Origin of the sequence: Serratia plymuthica NBRC 102599 (assembly GCF_001590925.1) — a bacterium.
GTDB lineage: Bacteria > Pseudomonadota > Gammaproteobacteria > Enterobacterales > Enterobacteriaceae > Serratia > Serratia plymuthica.
In genome coordinates, this window is record NZ_BCTU01000013.1 from 157,964 (window position 1) to 173,501 (window position 15,538).

The window sequence follows — 15,538 nt, forward strand, 5'->3', positions numbered from 1 at the left end:
ATCGTACGGAGATAAGGGTGATTACGCTTTCCAGACTTTACGTTCATCCGGTTAAATCGCTTCGGGGTTTGCAACTTTCTCACGCACAAGTTTCCAGCAGCGGTCTGGCATTCGATCGCGCCTTTATGATCACCGAGCCGGATGGCACTTTTATTACCGCACGCCAATATCCGCAGATGGTATTGTTTACGCCTGCATTACTGGCGGACGGCCTGTTTCTGACCGCACCGGACGGGGAAAGCGCAGCTATCCGCTTCGCAGATTTTGCTGCCGAAGCGCAGCCAACCGAAGTGTGGGGCAATCATTTCACCGCCTTGATTGCACCGCCGGCGATCAACAGTTGGCTGAGCGGTTATTTCCAGCGTGAGGTACAGCTACGCTGGCTAGGCCCTGACTTGACCCGGAGAGTCAAAAAACACCCGGAAATCCCTTTATCTTTCGCCGACGGTTATCCTTATCTGCTGATTAACGAAGCCTCGTTCAATGATTTGCAGCAGCGCTGCCCTGGCAGCATCAAGCTCGAACAGTTCCGCCCCAATCTGGTGGTGACCGGTGCCAGCGCCTGGGCCGAAGACGGCTGGCAGGTGATCCGCGTCGGTGACGTGATGTTCGATCTGGTAAAACCCTGCAGCCGCTGCGTGCTCACCACCGTCAGCACCGAGCGCGGGCGCAAACACCCTAGCGGTGAGCCACTGAGCACCCTGCAAAAATTCCGTACCGCCGATAACGGCGATATCGATTTTGGCCAGAATATGGTGGCGCGCAACAGCGGTATTATCCGCGTTGGCGATGCGGTGGAAGTGTTATCTACCAAGCCGCCACGCCCTTATGGCGCAGGTAAAGTGGTCGAAAGCGTGCAGGCACCGCAAGACAGTGCGCAGAGCGTCACCATCGAATACGCAGGGAAGGTGTTTACCGGCAATAATCAGCAGATCTTGCTGGAGCAGTTGGAACAGCAAGGGATCCGCGTGCCTTATTCTTGTCGTGCGGGGATTTGCGGCAGTTGCCGTATTGAGTTGGTCAGTGGCGAAGTGGCACCGCTGAAGAAAAGTGCGGTAGCGGGCAACGGCACCATTCTTTCCTGCAGCTGTATTCCGAAAAGCGATTTGACGCTGGCGTGATCCGCCTTACACCGCCCTGTCGTAGGCCGGGGCGGAAGCTTCATCCTGCGCACAGGGTTTAAGGCGATCGTGCATCACTTTGATCGCATCACCCAGCACCATGGTACGCCCGGCCAGCGACAGCTGATTTTGCGCCAGCAGACACAGGCTGGCGTTATCGCCGGCTTCCACGACCAATAAACGGGCCTCAGAGCCGCTGTCCATCACCTTCACCGCCGCCAGTTCGCCGTTCTTCGGCTGCAGCGGGTAATGTTGCTGGGCGAAATGCCAGCTTTTCGGCATCAAGGGTTTCAGGAAGCGATAGGCCACCAGAGCGTTTAATACCAGTTCGGCGCGTTGTTCATGGCTGAGCTTTATCTGTTTGCACTGCTCTTCATAATTAAAATAAAGCGCAGCGTCATCAACGCAAAAGGCGCATTCATCGAAGGCATCCGGCGTTAACATTTTGGCCGGGAAGCGTGAGCGGAAGATCATCCCATTGGCTAAATCCAGCATTAGCCGATCGTGTTCGGCATCAAAATACCAACGCCAATTATCGTCAGGTTTTATCTTCATATCTTATCCTTCTCGCTGCCCATGCCACACTCTATTTACCCAAAAGGCGATTTTATCACCGATAAAGTAGCTCAAACATCGGATAATTCCGCGAACGATATTTATGCCAGTGGACAAAATATAGACGAGCCGGGAGAAGAAATAAACCCCCGGCTGAAAATCAAAGAAAAAATATTAGATGTAGTTAACGATATCTTTAATCAGGCGCGGACCGTGGAAGATAAAGCCGGAATAAATTTGCACCAGCGAAGCACCGGCCGCCATTTTTTCCCGCGCAGCGGTCAGGGAGTCTATTCCGCCGACACCGATAATCGGCAAGCGGCCCTGCAGCTCAATCGACAAACGGCGGATCACTTCGGTGCTGCTCGCCTGCAGCGGACGACCGCTAAGGCCCCCGGTTTGCTCGCAGTAATTCAGCCCCTGGATCAACTTGCGATCCAACGTAGTATTGGTGGCGATCACGCCATCGATATTATGCCGCACCAGGCTGTCGGCTATTTGGATCAATTCTTCTTCAGAAAGATCCGGCGCGATCTTTACCGCGACCGGCACATATTTGTGATGCCGCGCATGCAATTCCTGCTGCTTATTTTTAATGGCGGCTAAAAGATCGTCCAACGCTTCACCATACTGTAGGGATCGTAACCCCGGTGTATTTGGTGACGAAATGTTAATCGCGATATAGCCGGCATACGGATAAACTTTATCCATGCAGATCAGATAATCGTCTTTTCCGTGCTCAACCGGGGTATCTTTATTCTTGCCGATGTTAATCCCCAGAATGCCGCCAAAATGGGATTTTTTAACGTTTTCAACCAGATTATCCACACCCTGGTTATTAAAGCCCATGCGGTTGATCAGGCCTTCGGCTTCCACAATGCGGAACAGGCGCGGTTTATCATTGCCCGGCTGCGGGCGCGGCGTCACGGTGCCAACTTCGACAAAGCCAAACCCCATGGCGCCGAACGCATCGATGCACTCACCGTCTTTATCCAGACCGGCGGCCAACCCCAATGGGTTTTTAAAAGAAAGCCCCATGCAGCTAACCGGCTTGGCCGGCACAGACTGACGGATGAGAAATTCTAACGGGGTGCCGGTGATACGGCGAAGCTGATGAAAGGTCAATTCATGCGCACGCTCGGGATCGAGCTGGAACAACGCTTTCCTGATGATGGGGTAGTACATGTACTCTCCTGATTTCCCGGTTGCAAACCGGGGGCCGATTATCCGGCATCCCCTGAACAATTGGAATTGATTAAAAGCAAAAAAAGCGTTTTTTACGCAATCGTTTTCCTTTAACGACCCCAGATCGCCGCCAATCCGCATTTACGCATATCAAAATCAAAAAATGAGATTTAAGCAACCCGCTCCTAACTGATAGGTTTAAAACAGATCACAAACATTTCCTGATTAAACCTAACTTTTAGTTATAAGGAGTGGCAATGCGCGTTATATCACTGGCCGGCAGCCCCCGCATCCCCTCGCGCTCAGCCGCGCTGCTTACCCTCAGTCAAAACTGGTTGCAGCAGCAAGGTGTGGAAGTGATTGCCTACACGCTGCACGATTTCGATGCCGAGGATTTGCTCTACGCCAATTTTAACAGCCCGGCGATCAAAGCCTTTGCCGAACAGTTGGCCCAGGCAGATGGTTTGCTGGTGTCGACGCCGGTCTATAAAGCCTCGTTTTCCGGCGCGTTGAAAACCCTGCTGGATTTGCTGCCGGAACGCGCTCTGGACCATAAGGTCGTGTTGCCGCTGGCCACCGGCGGCTCGATTGGCCACATGCTGGCGGTGGACTACGCCCTGAAGCCGGTGCTGGCGGCGTTGAAAGCGCAGGAAGTGCTGCACGGCGTGTTTGCCGATGATAGCCAAGTGGTGCTGAACGGCGAAGAAATCAACCTGTCTGACGGCCTGGCAACCCGCCTGGAAGAAGCGCTGGAAAGCTTTTATCTGGCGCTCGGCCGCCGCAAGCCGCCCACGGTAAAGCTCTCCCCTTCCCTGTTTGCCCGTCAGACCGCCTGACTGAGAAAAGAATAAAAGGAAAAGGACATCATGATGAAGCGACTCTATTCACTCCGCCGCTGGCTTGGCGCAGGCACATTGGCCGGCATTCTCTCCCTCGCGTGGAGCAATGCCGTCAGCGCGCAGGATCCGGCGCAGTTTCGCATCGGTTACCAAAAAGGATCGGTCAGCCTGGTATTGGCAAAAACCCACCGGCTATTGGAACAGCGTTTTCCCTCGACCAAAATCAGCTGGATAGAATTCCCCGCCGGCCCGCAAATGCTCGAGGCGCTGAACGTCGGCAGTATCGATTTGGGCAGCACCGGCGATATCCCGCCAATTTTCGCTCAGGCCGCCGGTGCCGATCTGCTTTATGTCGGCGTAGAGCCGCCAAAACCCAAGGCGGAAGTGATCCTGGTGCCGGAAAACAGCCCGATCAAAACCGTCGCCGAGCTGAAAGGCCATAAGGTTGCCTTCCAGAAAGGTTCCAGCTCCCACAACCTGCTGTTGCGCTCGCTGCAGAAAGCCGGGCTGCAATTTACCGATATCCAACCCATTTACCTGACCCCGGCCGATGCCCGCGCCGCCTTCCAGCAAGGCAACGTTGATGCTTGGGCGATTTGGGATCCGTACTATTCCGCGGCATTGCTGCAAGGCGGCGTGCGGGTGCTGGGCGACGGCAGTGGTCTGAATCAAACCGGTTCGTTTTATTTGGCGGTTCGCCCCTACGTACAGGCGCACGGACCCTTTATCAGCCAGGTTCTTGAGGTGCTGACCCAGGCCGACGCACTGACCCGCAGCGATCGCGCGCAGAGCGTCACGCTGTTGGCAAACGCCATGGGCCTGCCGGAAAAGGTGATCGCCACTTATCTGGATCATCGCCCGCCGACCGCCATTAAACCTTTGGATGCGCACACCATTGCCGCCCAACAGCAAACCGCCGATCTGTTTTATGCCAACCATTTGGTGCCGGTGAAGGTCGATATCTCTCAACGCATCTGGCACCCGAGTGCGCAATAATTTTGGAGAACAAGCTATGAGCCTAAACGTATTCTGGTTTTTACCTACGCACGGCGACGGCCATTATCTTGGTAGTACTGAAGGTGCCCGCAGCGTCGATTACGGCTATTTGCAGCAGATCGCTCAGGCCGCTGACCGGTTGGGCTTTGGCGGCGTGCTGATCCCCACCGGCCGCTCTTGCGAAGACTCCTGGCTGGTCGCAGCTTCTCTGATCCCAGTCACCCAACGGTTGAAGTTCCTGGTGGCACTGCGCCCCGGCATCATTTCGCCTACGCTGGCCGCCCGCCAGGCCGCAACGCTGGATCGTCTTTCCAACGGTCGGGCGCTGTTTAACCTGGTCACCGGCGGTGATCCCGAAGAACTGGCGGCAGAAGGTCTGCACCTGAATCACGAAGAACGTTACGAGGCCTCGGCAGAGTTCACCCACGTTTGGCGCAAGGTGCTGGAAGGGGAAACCGTCGATTTTGACGGCAAACACATTCAGGTGAAAGGTGCCAAACTGCTGTATCCACCGGTGCAACTGCCGCGACCGCCGCTGTATTTTGGCGGATCTTCCGCTGCCGCTCAGGATCTGGCCGCCGAACAGGTTGAAATGTACCTCACCTGGGGGGAGCCACCGGCACAGGTAAGAGAAAAAATTGCCGAAGTGCGCGCCAAAGCCGCAGCCAAAGGCCGTACGGTACGTTTCGGCATTCGTTTGCATGTGATCGTGCGTGAAACCACAGAAGAAGCCTGGCGGGCAGCCGACCGGCTGATTGCCAATCTGGATGAAGAGACCATCGCCAACGCGCAGGCAGCCTTCGCTCGTTTTGATTCCGTTGGGCAACGGCGCATGGCGGCGCTCCACGGCGGCAAGAAAGACAATCTGGAGATCAGCCCTAACCTGTGGGCCGGTGTTGGCCTGGTACGCGGTGGCGCCGGCACCGCGCTGGTCGGCGATGGCCCGACGGTGGCGGCTCGCATGCAGGAATATGCCGATCTGGGCATTGATACCTTTATTTTGTCCGGTTACCCGCATCTGGAAGAAGCCTATCGCGTCGGCGAGTTGCTGTTCCCGCATCTCGATCTGGCGGAAAACGAAGCCCCTGCTCAGCGTCGGCCGGTTAAACCGCAAGGTGAAGTGGTCGCCAATATTTATATTCCGCAAAAAGCGTCGCAAAGCTGAGGAGAAGCGGTATGGCAAACGGCACACAACGCATCCTGCACCGGCTGGCACCCTGGGCATTACCGGTCACGCTGGTGGTTATCTGGCAAATCTCGGTTGAAGCCGGCTGGCTGTCTAACCGCATTCTGCCCGCGCCAAGCGCGGTAGTGACCGCTTTCTGGACGCTAACCAAAAGCGGCGAGCTGTGGCAACACCTGACCATCAGCAGTTGGCGCGCGCTGATCGGCTTTAGCATCGGCGGCAGCATCGGGCTGGTTCTGGGGTTTATCACCGGTTTGTCGCGTTGGGGCGAGCGCCTGTTGGACAGCTCGGTGCAGATGATCCGTAACGTCCCGCATCTGGCGCTGATCCCGCTTGTGATCTTGTGGTTCGGCATTGATGAATCCGCCAAGATTTTTCTGGTCGCGCTGGGCACCTTGTTCCCTATCTATCTGAATACCTATCACGGCATCAAGAATATCGATAGCGGCCTGCTTGAAATGGCGCGCAGCTATGGCCTGAGCGGTTTCCGGTTATTTACCCAGGTGGTATTGCCGGGCGCGTTGCCCTCGATCATGGTCGGCGTGCGTTTCGCTCTGGGCTTTATGTGGCTGACGCTGATCGTGGCCGAAACCATTTCCGCCAACTCGGGGATTGGTTATCTGGCGATGAACGCCCGCGAATTTCTGCAGACCGACGTGGTGGTGGTGGCGATTGTGCTGTATGCCCTGCTCGGCAAGCTGGCGGACGTCAGTGCGCAGTTGCTGGAACGCGTATGGTTGCGCTGGCATCCGGCTTATCAACTTAAACCAGGAGAAGCGCTATGACGACTCCCGCCCGTATTCCCCAAGGCACCCCGGTTACCCTGGACTCTATTGCCAAACGCTATGGCAACCGAACGGTGCTGGACAATATTCAGTTGCGTATCAGCTCCGGGCAATTTGTCGCCGTGGTCGGCCGCAGCGGTTGTGGCAAAAGCACGCTGCTGCGTTTGATGGCCGGGTTGGAAAAAGCCAGCAGCGGCGAGCTGCTTAGCGGAAATGCTCCCCTCGCCAGCGCCAAAGAGGATACCCGTCTGATGTTCCAGGATGCGCGCCTGCTGCCATGGAAAAAGGTGATCGATAACGTTGGCCTTGGCCTGCGCGGCGACTGGCGTGCCGATGCGTTGCAGGCGCTGGAAGCCGTTGGGCTGGCCGATCGCGCCAATGAATGGCCGGCAGCGCTGTCCGGCGGACAAAAACAGCGAGTAGCGCTGGCGCGCGCGCTGATCCACCGTCCTCGTCTGCTGTTGCTGGACGAACCTTTGGGGGCGCTTGATGCGTTGACAAGGATTGAAATGCAGGGGCTGATTGAAGGCCTGTGGCAGCAACATGGTTTCACCGTGCTGTTGGTGACGCATGATGTCAGCGAAGCCATTGCGCTGGCGGATCGGGTGATCTTGATTGAAGAGGGCCGTATCGGGCTGGATCTGACGATTGATCTGCCACGCCCGCGCCGTAAAGGGTCGGCCAGATTGGCGGAACTGGAAGCCGAGGTGCTGGACAGAGTGCTGTCACCGCCCCCGCCGGTGGCTGAAAGCCCACGCCGGGCAACGAATTGAAACCAGGGACGGCATGTCGCAGCGCCGTCCCTGGTTAGTTTTTACGCGTCGAGCGCTTTGCTGATTTTCTCGAACAGATCGCCGGACAGGTTCTCCAGCCCTTTCAACTGTTCAAGCGCCTTGCGCATCAGAGCCTGACGCGAAGCATCATAGCGTTTCAGGCGGATCAAGGGTTCAATCAAACGGGCGGCAATTTGCGGGTTGCGCTGGTTCAGATCGCTGAGGATCTCCGCCAGGAACTGATAACCGCTGCCGTCCGCCGCATGGAACGCCGCCGGGTTGGCGGAAGCGAAACCGCCGATCAGCGAGCGGGTGCGGTTTGGATTGCTCAGGCTGAACGAACGGTGCTTCAGCAGGCTGCGTACCTGGGTCAGCACGTTCGCCGCCGGGCTGCTCGCCTGCAACACGAACCACTTGTCCATGACCAACCCATCCTGATGCCAGCGTTCATCGAACGCCGCCAGCAGCGCATCGCGGCACGGCAACTGCGCCGCTACCGCCGCAGCCAGCGCAGCCAGCGAATCGGTCATGTTGTCCGCCTGACGATACTGCTCAGCCACCAACCGATCGGCCAGCGCTTCATCGCCAAAGGCCAAATAACCCAGGCACAGGTTGCGCAGAGCACGTTTGCCGATATCGGCATGATCCACCCGGTAACCGTCGGTTTTGTTGGCGTTATAAACCGCCAGCCACTCGTCGGCCATTTCCTTTGCCAGGCAACGGACAATCGATTCATGCACCGCGGCGATCGCTTCCGGATCGATAGTCGCGAACAGCTCGGCAATCTCGGTTTCCGAAGGCAGCGTCAGGATCTGCGCGGCAAGCGCCGGATCCAGTTTCTCGTCCAGCAGCACGGCACGGAACGCGTCGGCAACGTGCAACGGCAGAGACAGCGGCTGTTTCTGCTGATGCTTGGCAACGTTCAGTTTGATATAGGTAGCCAGCAGGCTCTGCGCCGCGTCCCAACGGGCAAATTCATTGCGCGCGTGCTGCATCAGGAAAGTCAGTTGCTGATCGCTGTACGGGTAATCCAGCTTCACCGGCGCGGAGAACTCGCGCAACAGCGAAGGCACCGGCTTGTGCGCCACACCGTCAAACACGAAGGTCTGCTCGGCTTCAGTGACGTTCAGCACGTTACCGATCGCCGCACCGTCTTTCTGCAGAGCAATCACGTTGCCTTCGGCGTCGTACAATTCGATATCCAGCGGAATATGCAACGGCAGCTTCTCTGGCTGATCGGCGGTCGGTTCGGTTTTTTGGCTGACGTGCAAGCGGTATTGTTGATGCTCTGCGTCGTATTCATCGCGAACGGTCAGCAACGGCGTGCCGGACTGGCTGTACCAGCGACGGAACAGAGACAGATCGACATTGGAGGCATCCTCCATCGCCTGAACGAAATCATCGCAGGTTGCTGCGCTGCCGTCATGGCGCTCGAAATACAATTGGATGCCCTTCTGGAATTGTTCTTCGCCCAGCAGCGTATGCATCATGCGGATCACTTCGGACCCTTTCTCATACACCGTCAGGGTGTAGAAGTTGTTCATTTCGATCACTTTATCCGGACGAATGGCGTGCGCCATCGGGCTGGCGTCCTCGGCGAACTGCGCGCCGCGCATGACGCGCACGTTATCGATGCGATTGACCGAACGTGAACCCAGATCTGAGCTGAACTCCTGATCGCGGAACACCGTCAGGCCTTCTTTCAGGCTGAGCTGGAACCAATCGCGGCAGGTCACGCGGTTGCCGGTCCAGTTGTGGAAATATTCGTGGCCAATCACCGCTTCGATATTCAGGTAATCCTTATCGGTTGCGGTTTCCGCTTTCGCCAGCACGTATTTGGAGTTGAAGATATTTAGCCCTTTGTTCTCCATCGCTCCCATATTGAAGAAATCGACGGCCACGATCATATAAATGTCGAGATCGTATTCCAGACCGAAACGGGTTTCGTCCCATTTCATCGAGTTCTTCAGCGAGGTCATCGCCCAATCGGCGCGATCCAAATTGCCGCGATCAACGAACAGTTCCAGCGCCACATCGCGCCCGGAGCGGGTGGTAAAGCTGTCGCGCAACACATCGAAATCGCCGGCCACCAGCGCAAACAGGTAGCAAGGTTTTGGGAACGGATCCTGCCACTGTACCCAGTGGCGCCCATCCTCCAGTTCGCCCTGGCCTACGCGGTTACCGTTCGACAGCAGGAACGGATAACGCGCCTTATCCGCCACAATGCGGGTGGTGAAGCGCGCCAACACGTCCGGGCGGTCCAGGTAATAGGTGATGTGACGGAAACCTTCCGCCTCACACTGGGTACACAACGCTTCGCCTGACAGGTACAACCCTTCCAGCGCGGTATTCTTCGCCGGGTGAATATCATTGACGATGGTCATGGTAAATTGTGCTGGTAATTTCTCTATAACCAGCTTGTTATCCTGCAACTGATAGGCGCTCCACGGCTGCCCGTCGATCTGAATACTTACCAGCGTCAGATCTTCGCCATTCAGCACCAGCGCCGCCTCGGCAGCGCCCTGACGTTTAATCTTGCTGACTGCAGTGACGCGTGTCGTTTCTGCATCCAGCTCAAAATCCAAATCAATGTCGGTGATGCTGTAGTCTGGCGCGCGATAATCGTGGCGATACTTCGCCTGTGGCAGTTGTGTCATAAAAACCCTTTGACGTCTCAGTGAGTTACAGGTGCCAGGTTGTCATCATTGGCTTATTTCAGCTGCCGCAGAGGCGCGAAAATGTTGATGATCCTGATTGTAAATAAACTGTATCACAGCCACGAAAAAAGCCTAGAGATGCCAGAGTACTGGAACGGAGAAATCGGAGGTGGATCCTAATGTTGTCGCCGAAGGGCCCATGCCATCAGGCTCCTTCACCTGATGCAGAGCAAAAATCAGCATTTAATGCTAAAAGCCGCCTTTCATAACAGACCGGTCAATACTTCATCGCCATGGGCCATTACCCCCGTTTCAACGCCGCTCCCAACCCTAAACCCCTGCCTGCAGAACGCCTCTCGGTGACAGAGGTTCCGGGGGTATAGTTAAGACATATCAGCTGCCTCGATGATATAATTGATAAATCTGGTTTAAGGGCTCACGGCAATATGAAAGTAAAATATCTGATCTATTTTTTTACCTTTGCCCTGATGTCATCGTTCGCCATATTTATTTCCGATGAGCTGATTGAAGCCCATACCGACTATCGCGACAATCAACTTAACCTGTATAAGGTGAGTCGCGCCAAAGAGATCTCGGAAGCCTTTCAAGCCACCCTGTTGGCGCACCGTTTAAAACGCCTGAGTCTGGTTAATGCGGACATTACCCCGGCGCAATGGCAAGAGGCCGACAGCCTGGCGCGCGAAAAAATTGCCCGGTTCAAGCCGCATATCGACAGCAAGATTTCGCAACAGCTCGGTATACGGCAAAAAATCGCCGCGCTTTCCATGCTCGGCCTGATGGAACAATTGCTGGATAACGATAATCGACAGCTTTCATATGTTACCGATGCCAATGCCAATCTGTTTAATATCAACAGCGCCTACTACATTTCTCAGACCAGCAAAAGCTACTACCGTTATACCTACGATACCCGCATGATCGATGCCGACTCGTTTCTGTTTCTGGAAGCCGTGCGCCTGAATAACCGACTGAATATGTCCCTGACCGAATTAATCGATCAGGTCATTGACGTGAACACCAATCAGTTGGAGCGCAAAGACGCCTATCTGAAAGCCGTACAGCTCACTGGGGTGTTGAATGCACTAAGCACCCGGCTGATCTTTATGAAACTGACCTACAACGATGTACCCACCACCCTGCTGGTGAATGAGATGCTCCGTCAGCTTTCGAAAGGGCAGATCGACCGGATTACCCAAGGGTTGTATACCGCAATCGATAATCATACCCCCTACTCCGCCGATTTTATTTATCAGTACGTCAAAAATCTGAGTGAGCTTTCGCAACGGCTTTATCAACGCAGTTTTGAACTGGAAATCGTCGCATCACAGCATAAGATCTACACCAGCCAGACGGCTATTTATGGCTTGATTTCTCTCGGTGGTCTGATCGTGCTGTTTATTTTCCTGCCGACGCTGGTTTACTGTTCAAATATCAGCCGCTGGCTAACTAAAACGCATAATAATATTTTGCGGTTGTCGCGCGGCAATATGAACATCGACCGCAATGAGGTGTTTTACGGCCAGGAGTTAATCGCCATCAGCGACGCCATTAAACAGCTAAAACAGTATCAATTGGAAAAGGTGACGCTGGAAAATGAAAAACATTTGTTGATCAAAGAGCTGGAAGCCTCTTCGTTTCTTGATCCCCTGACTAATATCTATAACCGCCGCAAGTTCTTCCGTGAATGCGAATCCCTGGCAGCGCGCAGCTACCCGTTGGCCTTCTGTTTGATTGATATCGATAATTTCAAAAAACTGAATGACAGTTACGGGCATGATATCGGCGACCGTGCACTGGTGGCCTTCGGCAAATTGCTGCAGGACGCCTTCCGCTCCAGCGACATTTTTTGCCGCTATGGCGGTGAGGAGTTTGCCGTGATCCTCGGCAACTGCACGCTGGAGAATGCGCGAGAAATTATGTCTAAGCTACGCGAGCGCACCCACCAACTCACCCTAACCCTCGATGACGGGCAAACCGTGCGTTTCACGACCAGTTGCGGTATTGCCCAGGTGAACAGCCTCAGGCTGCTGCCGACGGCGATCAAACAGGCGGATGAAGCGCTCTATTTCTGCAAGAAAAACGGCAAGGACCGGATCAGCATCCACACGCCGACCGGTTTTATCTGAATTGTTGTTTAAAATAATTAACATTATAATTTCTATGACTAATTAGGCTAAGTCATTCACCTTACAGGCTTATCTGACTTTTCTGTCTGGAACCTGAAGGCAAGCCGGCATAAAGGCACGTTTAATCCTCGACCCGCTCCGGCGATTTGTGGTGTGATGCAGCTTCAATAACAGGATAATCCGGGTATACTCGCTCAACTTTTTTATGTCTATCCGGATTTGGACTCGCGCCTGACGAGGATGCAGTAACGCGCTATGACTCAATACGCTTCCCCGATTTTGACATCACTGCTTGATACTGACGCTTACAAGCTTCATATGCAGCAAGCCGTGTTCCATCGCTACCCCGCGATCAGCGTGGCGGCGGAATTTCGCTGTCGCGGTGATGAACTGCTGGGCGAATATGCCGACGAAATCCGTGCGCAAGTCGCTCTGATGAGCCAACTGGCGCTGACCGAGGCTGAGTTTGGCTATCTTTCAGGGTTGCCGTTCTTCCGTCAGGACTACCTGAACTGGTTGCGTGATTTCCGCTATGACCCGCAGCAGGTTCAGATCGACAATAATGACGGCAGACTGCATATCCGCATTGCCGGTCCGTGGCGCGAAGTGATTTTGTGGGAAGTCCCCCTGCTGGCGGTGATCAGCGAAGTGGTGCACCGTCACCGCTCGCCGCAGGTCACGCCGGACATGGCGGTAGCGCATCTGCGCAGCAAACTGGCGCAATTTAAAGCCGTGAGCGCCGATGTGGATATCTCCCGCTTCAAACTGATGGATTTCGGCACCCGTCGCCGTTTCTCCAAAAGCGTGCAGCAGGCGATCGTCAGCACGCTGAAAAACGAATTCCCCTACCTGGTCGGTACCAGCAATTACGATCTGGCGCATCAACTCGGCCTGACGCCGGTAGGCACCCAGGCGCATGAATGGTTCCAGGCGCATCAACAGATAAGCCCGGTGTTGGCCAACAGTCAACGAGCGGCATTGCAGGCCTGGTTGGACGAGTACCCGGACCAGCTCGGCATCGCGTTGACCGACTGCATCGCCATGGATGCCTTCCTGCGTGATTTCGGCCCGCAATTCGCGCCGCGTTATCAGGGGCTGCGCCATGACTCCGGCGACCCGTTTGAATGGGGTGAAAAAGCCATCGCGCATTACCAGAAGCTGGGTATCGATCCGATGAGCAAAACGCTGGTGTTCTCCGACAACCTGGATCTGGACAAGGCGCTGGCGCTTTATCGCCACTTCTATCAGCGCATCAACCTGGTGTTCGGCATCGGCACGCGTTTGACCTGCGACATTCCGGGCGTAAAACCACTGAATATCGTCATCAAACTGGTTGAATGCAAGGGCAAACCAGTGGCTAAACTGTCTGACAGCCCGGGCAAAACCATCTGTCAGGATCAGGCCTTCGTGAAGGCCTTGCGCAAAGCCTTCGATCTGCCGCTGGTGAAAAAAGCCAGCTAAGCGGCCATGCGTTGCAAACGCTAATAAAGCCGGCTGAAAACTTCAGGCCGGCTTTTTTCTTCTTTATAAGACGCTTTCCGCAGCCCCCTTTTCGCCCAGCCCCAAGAAATGTTGTTCCAATCCGGCGATTTCTGCTTGTGCTCTGCATCGCGGCAAGTAACATAGCACCATCCCCATATTGTTGGGTTTTAAGCTATTTCCAAATCAAATTATAAAGAGAGAAATTTATGAGCGTAGTGCCTGTAGTCGACGTACTGCAAGGTCGTGCTGCGGTTGACAGTGAAGTCACCGTACGCGGTTGGGTGCGTACCCGGAGAGATTCTAAAGCTGGTATCTCCTTCCTGGCCGTCTATGACGGTTCCTGCTTTGATCCGTTACAGGCCGTCGTTAATAATTCTCTGCCGAATTATCAGGATGAAGTGCTGCATCTGACTACCGGCTGCTCGATTGAAGTCACCGGCAAAGTCGTTGCCTCTCCGGGCGAAGGCCAGAGTTTCGAACTGCAAGCGACCGCCATCAAAGTGGTGGGTTGGGTTGACGATCCGGACACTTACCCGATGGCGGCCAAACGTCACAGCATCGAGTACCTGCGCGAGGTAGCTCACCTGCGTCCACGTACTAACCTGATCGGCGCCGTGGCCCGTGTGCGTCATACGCTGGCGCAAGCGATCCACCGTTTCTACCACGAGAACGGGTTCTTCTGGGTTTCCACCCCGCTGATCACCGCTTCCGATACCGAAGGCGCCGGCGAAATGTTCCGGGTTTCAACGCTGGATCTGGAAAATCTGCCGCGCACCGATAAAGGCGCGGTTGATTTCAGCCAGGACTTTTTCGGCAAAGAAGCTTTCCTGACCGTTTCCGGCCAGTTGAACGGCGAAACTTACGCCTGTGCGTTGTCGAAAGTGTATACCTTTGGCCCCACCTTCCGCGCAGAGAACTCCAACACCAGCCGCCACCTGGCTGAGTTTTGGATGATCGAACCGGAAGTGGCGTTTGCCGACCTCGAAGACATCGCCGAACTGGCGGAAAAAATGCTGAAGTATGTGTTCCAGGCCGTGTTGAACGAGCGTATGGATGACATGCAGTTCTTCGCCGAGCGTGTGGACAAAGATGCAATTGAGCGTTTGAAGCGCTTTGTTTCTTCCGATTTCGCCCAGGTGGATTACACCGAAGCGGTGGAAATCCTGATCGCCTCCGGCCAAACCTTCGAAAACCCGGTATCCTGGGGCATCGACCTGTCTTCCGAGCATGAGCGCTATCTGGCCGAGAAACACTTTAAAGCGCCGGTGGTGGTGAAGAACTACCCGAAAGACATTAAAGCTTTCTATATGCGCATGAACGACGACGGCAAAACCGTTGCAGCCATGGACGTGCTGGCCCCAGGCATTGGCGAGATCATCGGCGGTGCCCAGCGTGAGGAACGTCTGGACGTCTTGGATCAGCGCCTGGATGCGATGGGCCTGAATAAAGAAGATTACTGGTGGTATCGTGATCTGCGTCGTTACGGCACCGTTCCTCATGCCGGTTTCGGTTTAGGTTTTGAGCGTTTAATCGCCTATGTGACCGGCGTGCAAAACGTGCGCGATGTCATTCCGTTCCCACGCACTCCGCGTAACGCAAGCTTTTAATTAATCAGTCTAAACATTTCCAAATAATTTAGTTACAAAACCAAGGCCAGCTTTGCTGGCCTTTCGCATTTTCTAATATTGACCCGCGTCACAAAGTTCCCTTAATATTACATTTTGTTACACATACTTTCCTTTTGAAACCTCATTAGGACATTGGTAGCATTTTCGTTCTAGATTAACCCGCCCACGAATGGAACACTGCGTG

At 54.9% G+C, this 15,538-nt stretch carries 12 protein-coding genes; 9 read left to right on the forward strand and 3 right to left on the reverse strand.

The annotated features are described in order from the left end of the window. The first annotated feature begins 17 nt into the window (after positions 1-17). Positions 18-1,121, forward strand: coding sequence for a YcbX family protein (locus SPL01S_RS10225; protein WP_063199396.1), 1,104 nt, complete (start codon positions 18-20; stop codon positions 1,119-1,121). Positions 1,122-1,127: 6 nt separating this feature from the next. Here SPL01S_RS10225 and SPL01S_RS10230 read toward each other — a convergent pair whose 3' ends face one another. Together SPL01S_RS10230 and pyrD are read right to left on the reverse strand one after the other, a co-directional pair. Next, positions 1,128-1,676, reverse strand: a complete 549-nt coding sequence (locus SPL01S_RS10230; RefSeq protein WP_004942754.1) for a cell division protein ZapC — start codon at positions 1,674-1,676, stop codon at positions 1,128-1,130. A gap of 174 nt (positions 1,677-1,850) precedes the next feature. Continuing rightward, a complete protein-coding gene (gene pyrD, locus SPL01S_RS10235; protein ID WP_062870401.1) occupies positions 1,851-2,861 on the reverse strand; it encodes a quinone-dependent dihydroorotate dehydrogenase in 1,011 nt (336 codons plus the stop codon). Positions 2,862-3,118: 257 nt separating this feature from the next. Here pyrD and ssuE point away from each other — a divergent pair, with 257 nt between their 5' ends. The 5 genes from ssuE to ssuB are packed head-to-tail and all read left to right on the forward strand — an operon-like array spanning position 3,119 to position 7,440. Next, positions 3,119-3,697 (forward strand): NADPH-dependent FMN reductase, encoded by a 579-nt coding sequence (ssuE, locus tag SPL01S_RS10240; protein ID WP_006324576.1) that lies wholly within the window; start codon positions 3,119-3,121, stop codon positions 3,695-3,697. 33 nt (positions 3,698-3,730) lie between these two features. Further along, on the forward strand, positions 3,731-4,696 hold the full coding sequence (locus SPL01S_RS10245) for a sulfonate ABC transporter substrate-binding protein (protein WP_062871321.1): 966 nt from the start codon (positions 3,731-3,733) through the stop codon (positions 4,694-4,696). A 16-nt stretch (positions 4,697-4,712) separates the two neighbouring features. Then, positions 4,713-5,861, forward strand: coding sequence for an FMNH2-dependent alkanesulfonate monooxygenase (gene ssuD / locus SPL01S_RS10250; RefSeq protein WP_063199398.1), 1,149 nt, complete (start codon positions 4,713-4,715; stop codon positions 5,859-5,861). An 11-nt stretch (positions 5,862-5,872) separates the two neighbouring features. After that, the gene (gene ssuC / locus SPL01S_RS10255) at positions 5,873-6,667 is read left to right on the forward strand and encodes an aliphatic sulfonate ABC transporter permease SsuC (protein ID WP_004942729.1); all 795 of its coding nucleotides are present in this window, start codon (positions 5,873-5,875) and stop codon (positions 6,665-6,667) included. Further along, positions 6,664-7,440, forward strand: a complete 777-nt coding sequence (gene ssuB / locus SPL01S_RS10260; protein WP_004942726.1) for an aliphatic sulfonates ABC transporter ATP-binding protein — start codon at positions 6,664-6,666, stop codon at positions 7,438-7,440. The genes ssuC and ssuB overlap by 4 nt, the downstream gene beginning before the upstream one ends. A gap of 41 nt (positions 7,441-7,481) precedes the next feature. Here ssuB and pepN read toward each other — a convergent pair whose 3' ends face one another. Further along, entirely contained in the window at positions 7,482-10,097 is a 2,616-nt protein-coding gene (pepN, locus tag SPL01S_RS10265; RefSeq protein WP_063199400.1) for an aminopeptidase N, read from the reverse strand. Positions 10,098-10,543: 446 nt separating this feature from the next. Between pepN and SPL01S_RS10270 the strand changes: the two genes are divergently transcribed. From SPL01S_RS10270 to asnS, 3 genes are all read left to right on the forward strand, one after another. Next, positions 10,544-12,244 (forward strand): GGDEF domain-containing protein, encoded by a 1,701-nt coding sequence (locus SPL01S_RS10270; protein ID WP_063199403.1) that lies wholly within the window; start codon positions 10,544-10,546, stop codon positions 12,242-12,244. A 255-nt stretch (positions 12,245-12,499) separates the two neighbouring features. Continuing rightward, a complete protein-coding gene (gene pncB / locus SPL01S_RS10275) occupies positions 12,500-13,705 on the forward strand; it encodes a nicotinate phosphoribosyltransferase (RefSeq protein WP_063199404.1) in 1,206 nt (401 codons plus the stop codon). A 227-nt stretch (positions 13,706-13,932) separates the two neighbouring features. Beyond that, a complete protein-coding gene (gene asnS / locus SPL01S_RS10280; RefSeq protein WP_006324570.1) occupies positions 13,933-15,333 on the forward strand; it encodes an asparagine--tRNA ligase in 1,401 nt (466 codons plus the stop codon). Positions 15,334-15,538 lie beyond the last annotated feature (205 nt).

Coding starts and splice junctions, on each gene's coding strand:
- ssuD (WP_063199398.1), top strand. CDS start 4,713: ATGAGCCTAAACGTATTCTGGTTTTTACCTACGCACGGCGACGGCCAT.
- SPL01S_RS10270 (WP_063199403.1), top strand. CDS start 10,544: ATGAAAGTAAAATATCTGATCTATTTTTTTACCTTTGCCCTGATGTCA.
- ssuE (WP_006324576.1), top strand. CDS start 3,119: ATGCGCGTTATATCACTGGCCGGCAGCCCCCGCATCCCCTCGCGCTCA.
- SPL01S_RS10230 (WP_004942754.1), bottom strand. CDS start 1,676: ATGAAGATAAAACCTGACGATAATTGGCGTTGGTATTTTGATGCCGAA.
- pepN (WP_063199400.1), bottom strand. CDS start 10,097: ATGACACAACTGCCACAGGCGAAGTATCGCCACGATTATCGCGCGCCA.
- ssuB (WP_004942726.1), top strand. CDS start 6,664: ATGACGACTCCCGCCCGTATTCCCCAAGGCACCCCGGTTACCCTGGAC.
- asnS (WP_006324570.1), top strand. CDS start 13,933: ATGAGCGTAGTGCCTGTAGTCGACGTACTGCAAGGTCGTGCTGCGGTT.
- pncB (WP_063199404.1), top strand. CDS start 12,500: ATGACTCAATACGCTTCCCCGATTTTGACATCACTGCTTGATACTGAC.
- SPL01S_RS10245 (WP_062871321.1), top strand. CDS start 3,731: ATGAAGCGACTCTATTCACTCCGCCGCTGGCTTGGCGCAGGCACATTG.
- pyrD (WP_062870401.1), bottom strand. CDS start 2,861: ATGTACTACCCCATCATCAGGAAAGCGTTGTTCCAGCTCGATCCCGAG.
- ssuC (WP_004942729.1), top strand. CDS start 5,873: ATGGCAAACGGCACACAACGCATCCTGCACCGGCTGGCACCCTGGGCA.